15 protein-coding genes and 1 riboswitch are annotated in these 16,576 nt (G+C 42.6%); of the genes, 2 read left to right on the plus strand and 13 right to left on the minus strand.

Annotated features, from left to right (window positions below):
- Positions 1-8 precede the first annotated feature (8 nt).
- Entirely contained in the window at positions 9-161 is a 153-nt protein-coding gene (locus AC0VYC_RS17925) for a hypothetical protein (protein ID WP_155720705.1), read from the plus strand.
- 50 nt (positions 162-211) lie between these two features.
- Here the strand turns inward: AC0VYC_RS17925 and ywaC are convergent, their stop codons facing one another.
- The 5 genes from ywaC to AC0VYC_RS17950 form a co-directional block, all read right to left on the minus strand.
- Complete coding sequence (gene ywaC / locus AC0VYC_RS17930) at positions 212-844, minus strand: GTP pyrophosphokinase YwaC (RefSeq protein WP_135009543.1); 633 nt, start codon at positions 842-844, stop codon at positions 212-214.
- A gap of 93 nt (positions 845-937) precedes the next feature.
- Positions 938-1,951 (minus strand): ABC transporter permease, encoded by a 1,014-nt coding sequence (locus AC0VYC_RS17935; RefSeq protein WP_017368303.1) that lies wholly within the window; start codon positions 1,949-1,951, stop codon positions 938-940.
- Positions 1,948-3,444 (minus strand): sugar ABC transporter ATP-binding protein, encoded by a 1,497-nt coding sequence (locus AC0VYC_RS17940; protein ID WP_475388967.1) that lies wholly within the window; start codon positions 3,442-3,444, stop codon positions 1,948-1,950. The genes AC0VYC_RS17935 and AC0VYC_RS17940 overlap by 4 nt, the downstream gene beginning before the upstream one ends.
- Before the next feature lie 72 nt (positions 3,445-3,516).
- Positions 3,517-4,635, minus strand: coding sequence for a sugar ABC transporter substrate-binding protein (locus tag AC0VYC_RS17945; RefSeq protein ID WP_056704095.1), 1,119 nt, complete (start codon positions 4,633-4,635; stop codon positions 3,517-3,519).
- 173 nt (positions 4,636-4,808) lie between these two features.
- Positions 4,809-4,918, minus strand: a riboswitch (SAM riboswitch).
- 117 nt (positions 4,919-5,035) lie between these two features.
- Entirely contained in the window at positions 5,036-6,463 is a 1,428-nt protein-coding gene (locus AC0VYC_RS17950) for a right-handed parallel beta-helix repeat-containing protein (RefSeq protein WP_326241742.1), read from the minus strand.
- Between the two features lie 359 nt (positions 6,464-6,822).
- On the opposite strand from AC0VYC_RS17950, the gene AC0VYC_RS17955 reads away from it, so the two are divergent.
- Complete coding sequence (locus AC0VYC_RS17955; RefSeq protein WP_008345553.1) at positions 6,823-7,914, plus strand: branched-chain amino acid aminotransferase; 1,092 nt, start codon at positions 6,823-6,825, stop codon at positions 7,912-7,914.
- 324 nt (positions 7,915-8,238) lie between these two features.
- On the opposite strand, the gene AC0VYC_RS17960 is transcribed toward AC0VYC_RS17955, so the two are convergent.
- From AC0VYC_RS17960 to AC0VYC_RS17995, 8 genes are all read right to left on the minus strand, one after another.
- Positions 8,239-8,637 carry a hypothetical protein gene (locus AC0VYC_RS17960; RefSeq protein WP_475388970.1) on the minus strand — a complete coding sequence of 133 codons (399 nt, stop codon included), beginning with the start codon at positions 8,635-8,637 and terminating at the stop codon, positions 8,239-8,241.
- 117 nt (positions 8,638-8,754) lie between these two features.
- Positions 8,755-10,083: a 6-phospho-beta-glucosidase gene (locus AC0VYC_RS17965; protein WP_007497885.1), complete on the minus strand. Its 1,329-nt coding sequence runs from the start codon at positions 10,081-10,083 to the stop codon at positions 8,755-8,757.
- Positions 10,080-10,406 carry a PTS lactose/cellobiose transporter subunit IIA gene (locus tag AC0VYC_RS17970; RefSeq protein ID WP_073413130.1) on the minus strand — a complete coding sequence of 109 codons (327 nt, stop codon included), beginning with the start codon at positions 10,404-10,406 and terminating at the stop codon, positions 10,080-10,082. Before AC0VYC_RS17970 ends, AC0VYC_RS17965 begins: the two co-directional genes overlap by 4 nt.
- A 26-nt stretch (positions 10,407-10,432) precedes the next feature.
- On the minus strand, positions 10,433-11,782 hold the full coding sequence (gene celB / locus AC0VYC_RS17975; RefSeq protein WP_007497888.1) for a PTS cellobiose transporter subunit IIC: 1,350 nt from the start codon (positions 11,780-11,782) through the stop codon (positions 10,433-10,435).
- Positions 11,783-11,796: 14 nt separating this feature from the next.
- The gene (locus AC0VYC_RS17980; RefSeq protein WP_007497889.1) at positions 11,797-12,102 is read right to left on the minus strand and encodes a PTS sugar transporter subunit IIB; all 306 of its coding nucleotides are present in this window, start codon (positions 12,100-12,102) and stop codon (positions 11,797-11,799) included.
- Between the two features lie 121 nt (positions 12,103-12,223).
- The gene (locus tag AC0VYC_RS17985) at positions 12,224-14,167 is read right to left on the minus strand and encodes a BglG family transcription antiterminator (protein WP_475388972.1); all 1,944 of its coding nucleotides are present in this window, start codon (positions 14,165-14,167) and stop codon (positions 12,224-12,226) included.
- A 243-nt stretch (positions 14,168-14,410) separates the two neighbouring features.
- Entirely contained in the window at positions 14,411-15,025 is a 615-nt protein-coding gene (locus tag AC0VYC_RS17990; protein WP_251210581.1) for a class F sortase, read from the minus strand.
- 69 nt (positions 15,026-15,094) lie between these two features.
- Positions 15,095-16,477: a hypothetical protein gene (locus AC0VYC_RS17995; protein ID WP_019743488.1), complete on the minus strand. Its 1,383-nt coding sequence runs from the start codon at positions 16,475-16,477 to the stop codon at positions 15,095-15,097.
- Positions 16,478-16,576: the final 99 nt, after the last annotated feature.

Here is a 16,576-nt window from a genome sequence, read left to right on the forward strand (position 1 = left end):
AGTGATGTATGATGAAAAAATGGCTGATCTCAAGTGCGATTTTTGCGCTCTTGTTCACAGGTGTTTGGATTGGCACTTCTACACAAAAAGGCAGCCCGTCTGCACAATCGCAAGATGACGGTACGATCATTCAAAAGAGAGATCGAGGCACCAACCCTTAATAAGACTGAAAAGAGTAGCTGTCATTCAAAACAGCTACTCTTTTTATTGGTTAATCAATTTCTCGTTTGATATTTTGCATTTTTTCATCTAAGTAGTGAGCGATATCTGCCGCTTCCTTTAGTTCATCGGTGAGCTGATGAGGAACATCGTTTTGCAGTTTATAATAGATTTTATGTTCGAGACTCGCCCAGAAATCCATCGCAATGGTCCGCACCTGAATTTCAACCTTCACATGCTCCACACGATTCGTTAAGTAAACAGGAATCTCAACAATTAAATGAAGACTTCGATAGCCATTTTGTTTCGGATGCTGAATGTAATCCTTCACTTCAAGGATCTTTAAATCCTCTCTTTGCCTCAGAACATCAATAATGTTATAGATATCTTGAATAAACGAACAGATGATACGGACACCAGCGATATCATGTATGTACTCCTTAGCACATTGTGTGGTGATGTCACATCCTTTTCTCGCGAGTTTATTCACGATGCTTTCAAAGGATTTGATCCGTGATTTAGTATGCTCTATTGGGTTGTGTCCATGGATTAAATTATATTCCTGACTAATAATCGAAAACTTTGTATCCATTTCATCTAATGCAAATTTATATACTAATAATTCATTTTTCCAGTCTTCCATGACACTTTTCAAATCTTCTACATGAGTTGCTGACATATTCATTCTTTTTGTCATCTCCTTTTGGCAAACAGCTGTTACACTGCTTTCCGTTTACTAGACGGAGAGAGGACACAAATGGTTTTAAAAAAATACATCTTAGCCACGCTGTTTGTAATAAGTCAGCGCGAGTGCCAGTGCAAGCACAGATCCTTTCACGATATCCATTGCATAATACGGGACAGACATCATCACAAGTCCATTTTGCAAAATACCGATGAGTACCGCACCAATAAACGTACCGAATGCGTTTGGTTTACCTGCTCCCATGACTGAAAACCCAATAAAAGCAGCAGCTACCCCATCCATTAAATATGGCGTTCCTGCGTTAATTTCTGCTGTCATCACCCTTGATGCCAGCACGATACCACCGATCGCCGCAAATAAGGCAGACAACAAATATGCTGCGATTTTGTATTTGTTCACATGAATACCAGATAATCGAGCGGCTTCTTTATTTCCACCGATAATATACATCAATCGCCCATGCTTTGTGTAAGTCATAAAAACATGGGCAAAAAGCACAATTGCCGCCATAATCAAAATGATATAGGGGACCTGCCCAATCTTGCTGAAAAAGGCAGGGATGGTGCCAGTTGAAAAAGTGCCATCAGGCAGCACCATATTTTCAGAAATGGTCGCACCTTTCGTATAGGTTTGTGCCAGCCCTTGAATGATAAACATCATGGCTAGTGTCATGAGCATATCTGGGATCTTCATTTTGACAATCATCCAAGCATTCAGCAAACCGACAATAAGAGAAGCCGCCAGCGCAGAAAGGATCGCAATGAGTGGGTTTTGCGAGAACCATACAAACATGGAGATCACAATTGCATTTGATAACGTAGCAACTGAGCCTACAGATAAATCAAAGCCATTCACTGCTAGGGAGATCGTCAGCCCTACCGCAATGATGGTTACAATCGAGATCGATCGTAAAATATTGATGATATTTCCTGACTGTAAAAATGCCGGATTGGCTGCTGCAAAGACAACAATCAATACGACAATCGTTAAGATGGTGCCATATTGATAAAAGAAATCAAACAGATGAAAGGATGGCCGCTGTTTCTTGATTTGTTGAACTGGGGCTGAAACTTGTCGTTCACTCATGATTGTCCTCCTGTTGAATGATATAAAAGCTCTTCTTCAGTCATTGGTGCCGTCATTTCCCGGGCAATGCTGCCATCATATAAGACGTATACTCGGTCGGCAATTCCTGCAATTTCTGAAAGCTCACTTGAAGCATAAATAACCGCTTTTCCTCTTGCAGCTAGTTCTGCAATGAGGGAGAAAATGTCCTTTTTTGCTCCAACGTCTACACCTTTGGTTGGTTCATCAAAGAGATAGACATCCGCCTCAGCCAACAGCCATTTTCCAATCGCAATCTTTTGTTGATTTCCACCGGATAGATGCTTCACCTTCGCTTCAAGAGAAGGTGTCTTGACGCCAAGCCGCTTGACGATTCCATCTGCTGCCTTCCGTTCCTTAGAACGATGTAAGAAGCTGAACGGCCGTGTAAACGAACGTAGACTTGCAGCTGTTACGTTCCATCCAACAGTTTCTTCTGTTAGAATCCCTTCTTTTCTCCGTTCCTCAGGCACAAGGGCAATACCCGCTCTCACAGCGTGATGAGGCGACTTGATATGAATGGTTTGACCATGCAGCTGCACAGTGCCTGATTTTTTTTCTGAGGCGCCGAATAGGGCTTTGCACAATTCTGTTTTACCAGCACCGACTAGTCCTGCAATCCCGAGAATTTCTCCTTTTTTCACATGAAGATGAATGTTGTTTAATTTATGTTGGTCATGCAACTCTTTCACATCAAGCACAATCGGTGCATCCTCAAGCGTTGTACGAGATGGGAATTGATCCTCTAATGGCGCGCCAAGCATTTCTTCAATGACCTGCTTTGGATCTGTTTCTTTAATGAGGTGCGCCGCCACATCAGTTCCATTCTTCATCACAGTCAGTTCATCACAGATGTTGAAAATCTCCGGCATGCGATGCGAGATAAAAATGATGCCTGTGCCGTTCTTTTTCAATTGATGAATCATTGAGAATAACTTGCTTGTTTCTGCATGACTAAGTGGAGCGGTTGGTTCATCTAAAATTAAAATGCTGCATTTGATCGACACAGCCTTGGCAATGAGCACCATTTGTTTTTCTGCCAGTGTCAAATCACTCACAAGACGCTTCGTTGAGATGTCAATGTCCATCTCTTGTAACAGCTGTGCTGCCTTGCGGTGAATCTCTTTCCAACAGACGAATGGTTTTTTCTCCATTTCATGAATCATCATATTTTCGCCAACACTTAAATAAGGCACGAGAGCTGTATCCACTTCTTGATGGACGGTCTGCACACCGTATGAGGCCGCATCCTTCGGTGTATGAATGGTCGCCGCCTCGCCATTGATGTGGATGGTTCCTTCAAAATGTGAATGAGCACCAGAGAGAACTTTCATTAACGTTGACTTCCCAGCGCCGTTCGCCCCAATCAGGGCATGGACTGTGCCTTTTTTTAATGTGAAATTTGCTTGATCTAACGCTTTGACTCCTGGGAATTCAATCGAAATGTTTTTCATATGAACAAGCGGCGTTGTCATAGGTGTCCTCCTTCTCTCCTGATCGTCAATTGAAAAACGAAACACCCTCTATGAAAAGAGAGTGCACGTTGTTTATTTTGCATAATGCTTCTTCAAGGTCTTCATCCAGTCTTCTTCAAAAGCAGTCGATGATCCGAATCCTTTTACTTCATCTGCAAGATTGACCATATTGATGGCCTTTCCTGCATCCTGAAGCTGCTTTTGTGAAATGAGAGAGGCCTCAAGGTCATAGGAAGATGGCGTTTTCTCGCCAGCTAGTTTCTTCGCAAGAATCCTTACGTCGATTGCGCCAATGAGCTTCGGATCGACAGCGGCAGTGTACTTCCAAGGGCTGTCTTTCGCAGTCATTTCTTGCAGATCGGCATTAGACACATCAATACCGTATATTTTCACTTCGGTTCTTCCTGCTTCTTTTAAAGCTCTTGCGGCACCAATCGCAAATGCATCCCACGTGGCAAAAATCGCATCCAGTTTACCCTTTGGATATTTATTTAGCATAGCCGCAACCGCATTTTGTGTTTGAACTGATGTATCAGAGGCCGCAACGCCAAATCGGTCAAGTTCCTTGATTCCTGTATGCTGTTTGAGCGTTTCTTGGTACACCTTGTTTCGTCTCACCATTGGAGGGAATCCGTCTACCCAAAGATACGCAATATTTGCTTTCCCTTTAAAATCAGCCACGAGTGCATCTAATGATTTTTTCGCTAATTGCTCGTCATCTTGAGACGTCACTGTGACCCCTTTGATGTCCTTCAGCTTCGGATTTGAATCAAACGCCACAACTGGAATGCCTTTCGCTGTGATCTTCTTCACATCAGCGACTGTCGCCTCATCATCCCCATGAGAGATGATAAAGCCATCATAGTTTTCTTCTAGTGCTTGAGAAATGGCATCATGAAACTTCGCCGTATCACCATTTGCCGTGTAGACATCTACTGTAAAGCCTAGCGCTTCACCTTCTGCCTTCGTTCCTGCTAAAAACTGAGCAGTATGATCGTCCCCGCCAATTTTACGGATGACTTTAATTTTTGCTCCCTGTCCTTTTGCAAATCGCTTCGGGACATTGTCAAAGGAGACCTTTTCGTTTGCACTAGCCTTTGAGCCTGCGCTTGATCCCGTACCGCAACCAGATAATAGCACGGTCAGGACCGTCAATAATACAAGAGATGATGTCCAATATTTACGTTTCATTGCTGTTCCTCCTCAAGTTGTTTTATTTTTCACATCGGAAAACTAGGTAAAGAAGTGGAAATATGCCTGTGAACCCAGTCTTTTGATTCTAAAAAAAGAGATCAAAAAAAGCCTCTCTTGATAAAGAGAGGCTTGATCACCGTTGCATGAAACATGTATCGGGAAGTCTTCCTCTCTTATCTGTCAAAGCTGTAACAGCTTTGCAGGAATTAGCACCAATTTCTTAAATAGAAACGGTTGCTGGGCGTCATAGGGCCAGTCCCTCTGCCTCTCTTGATAAGAGATCCGTTATGAAATTTGTTTTAGTTGAAATGTCTTCTTTACTTTAATGTGATGTCTCATCAATGTCAATGACTTTTTTGAAAATTTCTAAAATGATCATTTGCACCGAATGCCTTGTTTAACTGCCGATGATTTTCTTAGCAGGTGATGATGCCTTAAGACGGAAATCATATTTTTTCTCATTCACAAATTGGGGATTGAGGTGTGCTGATCCTTTATCTTGACCGCTTTTCGAGCGATACGTTTTGTAGCCTTCCAGCCATTTCCCGCGCCATACCCACTGTGAGGCTTTTGCACCTTTGCGGTCATCGTAGACATTCTTTTGGAATGTATTCTTCTTGTTCACTTCGTAAAGATTCACGACTAAGTAATGCGAAGCACTGGCTGTCATGATATTATTCGTGATTCGATTGTTCACCGATTGATATTGCATGAGCAATTGACCGCCTTCTAAGCCGGCTGTGTCATTTTTGTACAAAATGTTATGGGAGATGGTCGTGTTTGTGGTTCCGCCCCGCTTCTTGTCATAGCCGCCGATGGAGATGCCTGTATAACGATTTAAATATACTTGATTGTGCTCAATGCGAATGCGTTCGGCCATCTTCCCTTTATGTTCACTTGTGACCTCAATCCCAAGGTCATTATGATGGCTGATGTTATGATCAATCACGATGTCTTTCCCGCCATCCACATAGATTCCTCCTGCGGAGATGTCCTTGCCGTACGCTGGATTCCCAACACTCGTAATCTCATAAACTTTGTTTCTAGATACGACACCATTTCGCACTTGATCATACTTTTTAGAAGGTGCGACATTCTCAAAACCAATTAAATCAATCCCGATATTGTCCGTATGCCGGACTGTATTATGTGTCACGCGGAATTTTTTCACGTTTCCGTTTAGCACAAGGGCTTCACTAAAACCTAGCTTTAACTTTTCCACAGTGTTTCCTTTGATTTCGATGTCTTCAATGGCTGCAGGTGCTTTCGTTCCATAGACCGCAATGCCATGAGCATTCCCATTTTGATGTGTCGTCTGAATGTCGTACACACGGTTGTTAAGCAGTTTGACGCCTTTGCCGCTTCCTGTGATGAATATACCGATGGGTGTCACATCTTCTTTATTCGTTTTAATATGACCGACTGTCAAACCTTTCAGGGTGATATAGCTTTTTTGATCAAGCTTCACGAGACCTCCGTCTGCTTGATTTCCTTTAAGAGATGCTCCGCTAATGACAGGCTTCTCTTTTCCATACGCTTGAAAAACAACTGGTGCTTTCTTTGTTCCAGAATGGCGGACAATCAATCTCTCTTTGTATGTACCGCCTCTCATATAAACTGTTGTCCCAGCTTTCGCGATACTTGCCGCTTTTTTCAGCGTACGGAAAGGCTTTTGCTTTGTCCCTGGATGTTTGTCGTTCCCATTTGCTGCGACGTAATAGGCAGTACCTTGCTTCGCACCAGCCTCCTCCGTCATCGCTTGACAGCCAAAACTAATGGCGGTCATCAATAAAATCAATAAGGCGCCTGATATCATTCGTTTCATCTCGTTGTTTGCTCCCTTCCACTCTCTTCTACCTTTATCGGTTAAAAAAAAGAGGATTAAAATATGGCAATGCCCCTTGCAATGTACTAGTCAAAAGGTGTATGGTTGAAAGAATATCTTACAGGAAAACAAATCGCTTTTAAATTGTCAGATTAATCAGTTAATAATGAAATTGGATTTTATTTCTAAGGGGAAACTTCAGTAAAACCACGACAGAGAGGAGGAAAGCGCTTTAACAGATTTTTCTTGTCTGAATTCCAGAAAACCTATTGCTAATATTTTGTGAAGGTATAGAATAGAATCATAATTATTTCATATTATTAGAATTTTCAAATAATCAAACAGCAAGGAGATTTACGATGCCAAAACAACCCATCCGCGTTGAACTTAGTTCAACAAAAAAACCAAAACCTCAATCTGATCAACTTGAATTCGGAAAAATCTTCACAGACCACATGTTTGTGATGGATTATTCAATTGATAAAGGCTGGTATGATCCGAGAATTATTCCTTATCAGGCGATTCCAATGGATCCAGCTTCTATGGTTTATCATTATGGCCAATCTGTTTTTGAAGGCTTGAAGGCGTATGTGTCTGAGGATCAAAAGATTCTCTTATTCCGTCCCGAAAAAAATATGGAACGCTTAAACAGATCAAATGATCGCCTATGTATCCCGCAAATTGATACAGAAACGGTTTTAGAAGGCTTAAATGAACTCATTCGCATTGATAAGGATTGGGTACCTGATGCAGAGGGCACTTCTTTGTATATTCGTCCATTCATTATTTCTACTGAGCCCTATTTAGGTGTTGCACCGTCAAGCACCTATAAGCTGATCATCATTTTATCTCCAGTAGGTTCTTATTATAAAGAAGGCATTCATCCGGTCAAAATTGCGGTGGAAAACGAATTTGTCCGCGCTGTTAAAGGCGGAACAGGAAATGCCAAAACAGCTGGAAACTATGCATCAAGCCTGAAAGCACAGCAAGTTGCTGAAACGAAAGGATTTTCACAAGTCCTGTGGCTTGATGGCATCGAGAAAAAGTATATTGAAGAAGTCGGTAGTATGAATATCTTCTTTAAAATCAACGGAGAAATCGTGACGCCTGAACTGAACGGCAGCATTTTAGAAGGGATCACACGGAATTCTGTGCTTGAGCTGTTAAAGCATTGGGAAATCCCTGTGACAGAACGTAAAATTTCAATTGATGAGTTAATCGAAGCACATCAGTCAGGTGAACTTGAAGAAATCTTCGGGACAGGAACGGCAGCCGTCATTTCTCCTGTCGGTGAATTAATTTATCACGATCAGCCATACGTCATTCAAAATGGTCAAACAGGCGAAGTATCGAAGAAATTGTACGAAGCGATTACTGGAATCCAAAAAGGAACTCAGCCAGATATCTTCGGCTGGACAGTAGAAGTCGATTCGGTTGTCAAACAGGCATAAGCAAGCGAAAGAACCTTTCATTTGATGAAGGGTTCTTTTTTTGTTTCTTTATCTCCTTCGCTACCTCATAATGGAAAATATGGATCTATTCCACGCTTAAGGAGTGATGATATGTTTTTTACTTATTTACTAGCGTTCTTTGGGATTTGCATCGGATCGATCATCATCGCTACAGGTTTCGATGATTCACCGTTCTTCACCCGTTTTTTATTTAAGTTTCTCGGAATTTCTATCCTTGTTCTTTCCATTACTTTTGTAAAAGTGAGGCGAAAGAGGTTACGCAATAAAAAGGCGAAAAAGACTTAGATGTCAGTCAGCCTCTCATCAAATCGTGCACCAAAACAAGACCGATATCCCCACAATGACCCCTGCATATATCCACTGTTTCCCTTTGATACTCCGCTTTCTCTCGATCAGTAAAAAGATCTCTGGTAAAAAGACGATGATGATTTCTAGGATAAAAACAAGATGATAAACTGGCGGAATCGGCTGGAAATCAAAGTCTCTTTCATCTCCACCGATGGTTGCGAAATACATTAACAGATTGGTTACTGGAATAGTAAAACAAACGAGCAGGCGGAGAACATACATCCACACATCCTGTCTATGCCGAATCAGGCCAATAAATGAAGCGATGATTCCATACAAAAACAAAACCACTGTGCCGTAACTAAGTAGAGGTTGAACGATAAAGCCGTAAAGCATTAAACCAATTGCCACCATATTCTAACCGTCCTTTCTTTGAAGCAGTACATGTTGTTTTTTCTATCATACACTGCTTTCTCCGGTTTCCATATGAAAAAATCATAAAAAACGACCCCATAAAGGGGCCATTTTATTTTACGCATTCACTGATTTGAAGAACTGCGGTAAATATTCACGGTGCGCTTCAAGCATTTCATCTAAGATTTGCTTTGCAATTTCGTCAGAAGGAACGAGTGGATTGATGGTCATGGCGACAAGAGCCGTCTCGTAATCTCCTGTCACAGCTGCTTCAGCTGCCACACGCTCGAAGGACTTGATTTGTTGAACGAGTCCTCTCACAGCCACAGGCAGATCACCTGTCGCGATTGGTTTCGGTCCGTCCTTTGTAATAATACAGTTCACTTCAACCGCTGATTCGGCCGGAATGCTGGCAATCGCTCCTCTGTTCACTGTATTTACCGGTTGAATGTCATGTTTATCATTATAGATGGAGCTGATCAAATTACATGCTGCATCGCTGTAATAAGCCCCGCCTCTTTTTTCGAGCTGCGGCGGTTTAATCGATAAATCTGGGTCTTTATATAACTCAAATAGTTCATGCTCGACTTGCTGCACAACCTCTGCTCTTGTTCCTTTTTCTTGAGCCGCTTTTTGTTCTTCCTCCAGCATATCTTTCGTTTTATAGTAATAACGATGATACGGACATGGAATGACCCCTAAGCCTTTGACGAAAGAAGGCTCCCAGTTTTTCGCTTCAATATTCCTCATGGACCACTGGCTATTTGGATTTCCTAACTCATCGAGCACTTGATCCATAATGCTGACCCCGTCTAAATACACATCTAAGCCATAGACCATGTGATTGAGGCCTGCAAATTGCACTTCAATGCGTTCGACATCGACATCCAGCGCTTTTGCAATGCCCATTTTGATTCCAATCGGCACATTGCATAGACCGACCACTTTTTTCAGATTCGTGTAGCGTAACACCGCCTCTGTGACCATGCCTGCTGGATTTGTAAAGTTCACCAGCCAGGCATCTGGACAAAGCTCTTCCATATCCTTCACGATGTCTAGAATGACTGGAATGGTGCGTAGACCTTTAAATAACCCGCCTGGACCATTCGTTTCCTGTCCAATGACGCCGTATTTGAGCGGGATTCTTTCATCCTTGGCTCTGGCTTCGAGCAGTCCTACACGAAATTGTGTCGTGACAAAGTCCGCATCTTTCAGAGCTGCCCGGCGGTCAAGAGTGAGGTGCACTTCAATCGGCAAACCTGCTTTTTCGACCATACGTTTTGCAAGGGCACCTACGATGTTCAACTTTTCCTGACCCGCTTCAATATCCACAAGCCATAATTCCTTTACAGGCAATTCTTGATATCGTTTAATAAACCCTTCGACGAGCTCAGGCGTATAGCTTGATCCACCGCCTATTGTGACAATTTTGATTCCGTCTTTCATGAATTGACACCTCCGAATTGCTTCATTTTTTCATGGAGCTCAATGATTTCAGTTGCAAGCTCCTTGACGGTCATTGCGTTCATCAGATGATCCTGTGCATGAATCATCAAGAGACTGACGTCGGTTTTCTCTCCTCTGATTTCTCCTTGGATCAGCTCTGTCTGTGCGTGATGCGCCTCATTTAACGCGTCTTGTGCTTCCTGCAATTTTTGCTTCGCCTCATCAAAATTGCCTTGCTTTGCACATGTAATGGCCTCCATGGCCGAGCTTCTACCATTGCCACCGTGCAAGATGAGTTGAAACACAATTTGTTCCATTTCCATCGGCCGCATCCCCCTTGTTCCCTCTATTACATGCTGACGACATTTTCATCTGTTGATGCTTTTGCTTCAAGCTCATTTTCTTCTTTCAATTTCTGCTTATCCCACATTCTAAAGAATGGATAGTATAGCGCAAATGACAAGGCAAGGTTAATCAGCTGCATGACCGCACCAGAGATTTTCCCGCCTGTTGCGAGATAGCCTGAAATGATTGGCGGCATTGTCCACGGGACAGCGATCCCTGCCGGTTTTGCTACAAGTCCTGTGCTCATTCCGATATATGTGGTGATGATCATCATAATTGGGGTAAGGATAAACGGAATGAGAAGCATTGGGTTCATCACAATCGGCATTCCAAAAATGATCGGTTCGTTGATGTTAAAGATGGCTGGCCCAATCGCAAGACGGCCAAGCTGTTTCATTTGTTTACTTCTCGCACGCAAGATCATGGTCAGTACCAAAGCAAGCGTCGCGCCGCTTCCGCCGACATTGATAAAGATTTCAAAGAACTGCGCTGTGAAAATATTCGGCAGCACTTCTCCTGCTTGGAAGGCAAGACGGTTTTCATCCATCGCACCGAGCCAAATCGGACCCATGACTCCACCGACAATGGTGGCTCCGTGAATACCACATGCCCAGAGGAGCATTTGCACACCAATGGCAACGATACTTCCGCCTAAGCTTCCACCAAGAATGGATAGTGGTGTGCCGATTAAGACCGTGATGATATTATGAATACTCTCAAAAGGTGTCATCTCAATCAGAAGCCTAGCGACCCAGATCAGCGTGATGACCACAAAACCTGGAATAAGTGCGATAAACGATTTACTAACTGCTGGCGGTACACCATCAGGCATTTTGATGACGATATTCCGCTGTACAATAAAGCGATAAATTTCGGTGGAAAGCATGGCAATAATCATGGCAACGAATAGCCCTTTACTGCCCATCAGTGTGACGGGAATACCGCCATTCACTAGGATAGCTTCTGTTGATCCTTCAGGTGTGAACGGTACTTGATAAGGTGTGGCTAGGAGGAAAGCTGCGACAGCAATTGCACCAGATGACAGTGCATCGACTGCATACTTTTCAGCTAACCTGTACGCGATCCCAAAGGTCGCAACAAGTGCCATAATGTCAAAGGTGGCATTCACAGGATAGGATAGTTTCGTGGCCCATTCGGCTCCGAAGACACTTGCCATAAAATCGCTATATCCTGGAATCGGAAGGTTGGCTAAAATAAGAAACAGTGAACCGACGATAATGAGAGGCATGGTTAAAACAATTCCGTCACGCAATGCTTGTAAATGTCTTTGAGCGGCAATCTTCCCTGCAAACGGCATAACCTTCTCTTCTAGAAATCGGTTGAATCCATTCATCCCTTCCGCCCCCTTTATCCGTTCACTAACTGTTCAGCAGATTTTAAAACCTCAGCACCATTACATACGCCATAATGCACGGTATTAATTACGTCTACTGGAATTCCTTTGTCTTCTCCGAGTTTTTTCATTTGCGGTAATAAATAACGAACTTGAGGTCCTAATAAAAGCACATCGGCTTGATCAATATGATTTTTTGCAGCATCTCCAGATACTGCCCAAATACGATAGTCTTTTCCTTGTTCTTGTGCACTTTTCTCCATTTTTGTGACAAGTAAACTTGTTGACATACCTGCTGCACAAACTAATAAAATGTTCATTGTAAACGCCCCCTTTTTGAAATATGAAGCTTTTCTTTACACATTCATCATATTATGAAACCGCTTTCACAAACACCCATACTTTTTCCTTTAGGAAGCGGAAAAAGTTAATATCACACCATTAGTTCTTGTACGAAGGCGCTTTTTTATCCATGACATCCAGCATGTCTTCAAAGGTGTCACAGGTGATGAGGTGCTGAATAAATTTCACATGATGGACAAGCTCTCCAAGCAGACGGTACATGCCTTTTAAGTCTTTGGCATTCTCTTTTTCGACACAAAGCAAGCACACAAATTGAACTTTTTTCTCTCCCCAAATAATCGGTTTTTCTAATGTACAGATCGCCCAAAACGTCTCTTTTGTCAGCGGGGTCATCGGATGCGGAATCGCTGTATAATGCCCAAATGAAGTCGGTGCAGACTCTTCTCTTTCCATCACAGATTGTGTAAGTTCTGCTGGCGCTAAGCCCATGTCAATGACCTTTTGCGTGAGAAAGTGTATGACCTCTTCCTTTGTTTGAAAGGCGCGTTTTGTAAAGACCAATTCCTTTTTCATATATTGCGTAGCTAATGTCACTCTTGTTTCACTTGTCAAAGCTTCTTCTATTTTTAAAAAATCACTGCCTCCTAAAATCGTGTTCACTTGAATGACCGGAATCGGTAAATCCATATGAATAGGAATGGTCGTAATAATTAAATCCAATGCATGTAAAGAAACATGCGGAAGGGAATAAAGCTCTGCTGTGCCTAAAATGGTCAGCTTCGACCCAAATTGTGACCGCAAACGATCTTGAAGTAGCCTTGCACTCCCAGCACCAGACGCACAGACAATCAGGCATCGCTTCGGTGGTATTTCCATTTTCCTGCGCTCTAAGGCCGCACCAAAATGAAGTGCCATATAGCCGATCTCATTTTCATGAATGGACAAACCTGTCTCTTCTTCAATGACCCTGCTCGCCACAATCCCTGCTTCAAAGGCAATTGGATAGCCCGCTTTGATCTCATCAAGCATTGGATTTCTTAAATTCATTCCATACTTACACCGATTGATCGCTGGCTTTAAGTGCAAACTGAGGCCAATCAGCAATTCTGCATCTCCCGCTAAATCCAGCTGCAATTTTTGATCAATGGCTTTCAGCATCAGCTGAACAAGACGGCTCGTGTCATCATCCACAATTTGTTTTTGACCGCCCGTTGAAAAAGACTGTACCATTTTGGCTGTTCCTAGCAAATGAATGGCGATATAAACGATTTCCTCTTGTGGAAATGAGACATCCAGCAGCCCTTCAAGACGCTCAACCATTTTTTTGGCTACCTTGTATTCTTTTGCCCTTGGGATTTCGTTGATTTCTTCAGGCAGCACAGATACATAGTTTCCGTGTCTAATCCGTTTACAGGCAATAGCAATATGAACAATTAAATTATTCATGCAAATGTCTGATAGATTCATTTTTTCCTCGTTGATATAATCAATCATGGTTCTCTGAATCAATTCCAGCTCATGTTTTGGCAAAATCGTAACCGCCGTGTTCAGCATTGTTTGATAGGAACGCCGTTCATTGAATAAATATTCTGACATGCAATAACGGATTTTCATCTCAGATCCTTTGATCCGGCAGCCTTTATTCGGCTTTGCTTCCAGCTTCAGATCAAAGGGTTCGAGCTTACGTTTGACCCATTTCATGTCATTACTCATCGTCGATTTACTAATAAACAGCTGCTCCTGTAAGTCTTCCAGCTTCACATATGATTCCGCTAGAAGCAGCTTTTTCAAAATAAATCGAACTCGTTCTTCTGGAAGAACAGCAAGCGGTTCTTCCTGTTCGACTTCTTCCTTCATAAAACGGCGAAAGGCATTCTCATCGTTGATCAACAGCTCATAGCCAGCGCCTCTAACAGCTGATACAGCTGCTTGATAAGGGGCTAGACGCTCATTCAGTTCCTTGATGTCTGTTCGGATGGTGCGGCTTGTCACTTGTAAACTGACAGAAAGCGCAGCGCTCGTGAGAGGAGTCTCAGCTGCCATCAGCTGACTTAAAATGTGCGCCAGTCTTTTACTCAGCATTAGGTCGACCTCCTTCATTTAGGGTGGAGAATCTGCCTTGTTCGGACAGGTTGTATACGCTTACAGTTCTCTTCATTACTCATATTCTACTGAAAAGAAATAAAAATTGCCAACTCATTTATATGACAAACGCCCCTATTTATACAACCAACCATATCTAATGACCTATGAATCTTCTTCTAAGATGCTGTTGTCGAAATCATGAAAAAAAAGGCGTTACACCTCCGTGTATCCGCCTTTTTCTTATGAGGAAATCAGTTGTGTAAAGACAACCAATCTTTTTTCATGTGTACCGGCTGCATGATCAAAAGTTCCCGTACATGTGATGAAATTGAGATTCCGTGTAAAGGCGTACCCGAAAAAAGCATTTGGTTTCTCTTCGCGCGGATAGCTTTTCACCTTGAGAACCTCAAAGGTTCGCTTTTCCCCTGACGAGGATGTCACAATGACTTTTTCTCCCTTTTTTAGCTCCTTTAGTCGATAAAAAACAGCTGGACCCCATTTATTATCAACATGACCATTTATGACAGCATTCCCTTTATCACCAGGCTTCGGACCATCTTCAAACCAAGCTGTGTGATCTGAATTTTGCGGAACACCCATACTGCCATCCTTTGATAAAGTCGTTTTCTCCACTTTTGCTTGGACATCAATCGCTGGAATGGAGATGTCAGCTGGCACAATACCCGATGGCTCATCTTTTAACGTGTCGTGTGAATGAGATTGATTCTTGGCTTGTTTTGCTGTCATTGGCTCAGGAGATGATGCAGTTTCAGAGGATGACTTTTCATCTATTGATTGGGATGCGCAGCCCGTGATGATGAAAAGCGTCAGAATACCAAACAGCCATCTTTTCACGCAAGTCGACCTCCTTTTGAAGAAAGGAACGGCACGATTGTGCACGTTCCCTCTTGTCTTGATGCCTGCTTAATTTGATGGTTTACGGCGAATGAGGAAGAACGCCCCCACTGCACCTCCGGCTAAGATGAGACTTGCCATCATCCCAGCAAATGCTTCATATGACATACCTAATGGACCGGCTGTGCCTCCCATACCTGTTTTCGGCATCTCATTTGGCATGTTGGATTTGAACATGTCAGGATGCTGATCGACAATAGCTGATGCGACATCTTGACCAACCATGAACATATGGCCGTATGCTTCTCTGACAGTCGGGTACAGCTGATCATATTCACCATGATGATAAGACGTGTACGTTTTGATGAGCTCATCAATATGGGTTTTCAACCCAGCTTCTAAGTCAGCCGCCTTCAATCGTCCATCTGTCGCTTGATCTAAAAATTTTGCTTGTTTCATACGGTAAGCATCTAGATCTTTGACAGCCTTTTCTTTTGCTTGCTCGTCTCCTGATGCATCCGCTTTAACATAATCAACTAAATATCCGATATGACTTGACCAGATCGTTTTAAATTGTTTTCCTGCATCTTTTCCATAAACAGAAGCGATCGCATCTGATAAATCATTTGTATTTTCATTTAAGGCTGCTGCCGCTTGGTCAAAGTCCTTGCTGCCATCATTCCCTTTTTGCATAGCCACTACCGCGAGTGCCAAATGCTCTGAGAATAAGTAGTTTAAATCCTCACGAAGATCTGCCGCTGGAGTATCGACTGATTTTTGATCAAATTTCCCAGGAAATTGATCTGTAATCGCCCATGATACACCTTTACCTACTTCAAACATATGATGAATGGATTTTCTGACCGTTTCATAGGTTGTATCAAAATCTTTTTCTGTGTAACTGTCAAAAGCTTTTAGCAGTTCATTGACGTGCATCTTTAAACCTTCTTCAAGTTCACTTGCTTTCAATCTTCCACCTGTTGCTTTATCAAGCATATCAGCTTGTTTCATGCGGTATTGATCAAGCTCTTTGACCGCTTTCTTTTTACCTGCTTCATCTTTTTTCGCTGTCGCTTGTACATAATCAACGAAGTAGCCGATATGGCTTGACCAAATCTCTTTGAATTGTTTCCCTGCTTTTTTTCCATACACAGAGGCGATCGCATCCGATAGATCATTCGTGTTTTCATTTAACGCTGCGGCTGCTTGATCAAAATCTTTACTGCCGTCAATTCCCTTTTGCATCGTGATCACTGCTAAATAAGCATGCTCTGAGAAGAGCTGATCAAGCGCTGCGCGAAGATCCGTTGCTTTATTTGACACCTCTTGTGATGATGACGACTTTTTTGCATCCCCATGCATATGTCCTTCGTGTGCACTTGCCATTTGAGCAGTTGGTAATAATAATGCTGCACTAAGCGGGATCGTTAAAAATGCTTTTTTCATTTTCATCTGTTTTGCCTCCTCTTTCCGTTTGTTATGTACTTAACGGAGAGAGAAGTGAAATGGATCATTCACACAGCATATTTTTTTGTTTCATTCATTTCATAA

This window comes from Bacillus sp. iso_77 (genome assembly GCF_056173625.1).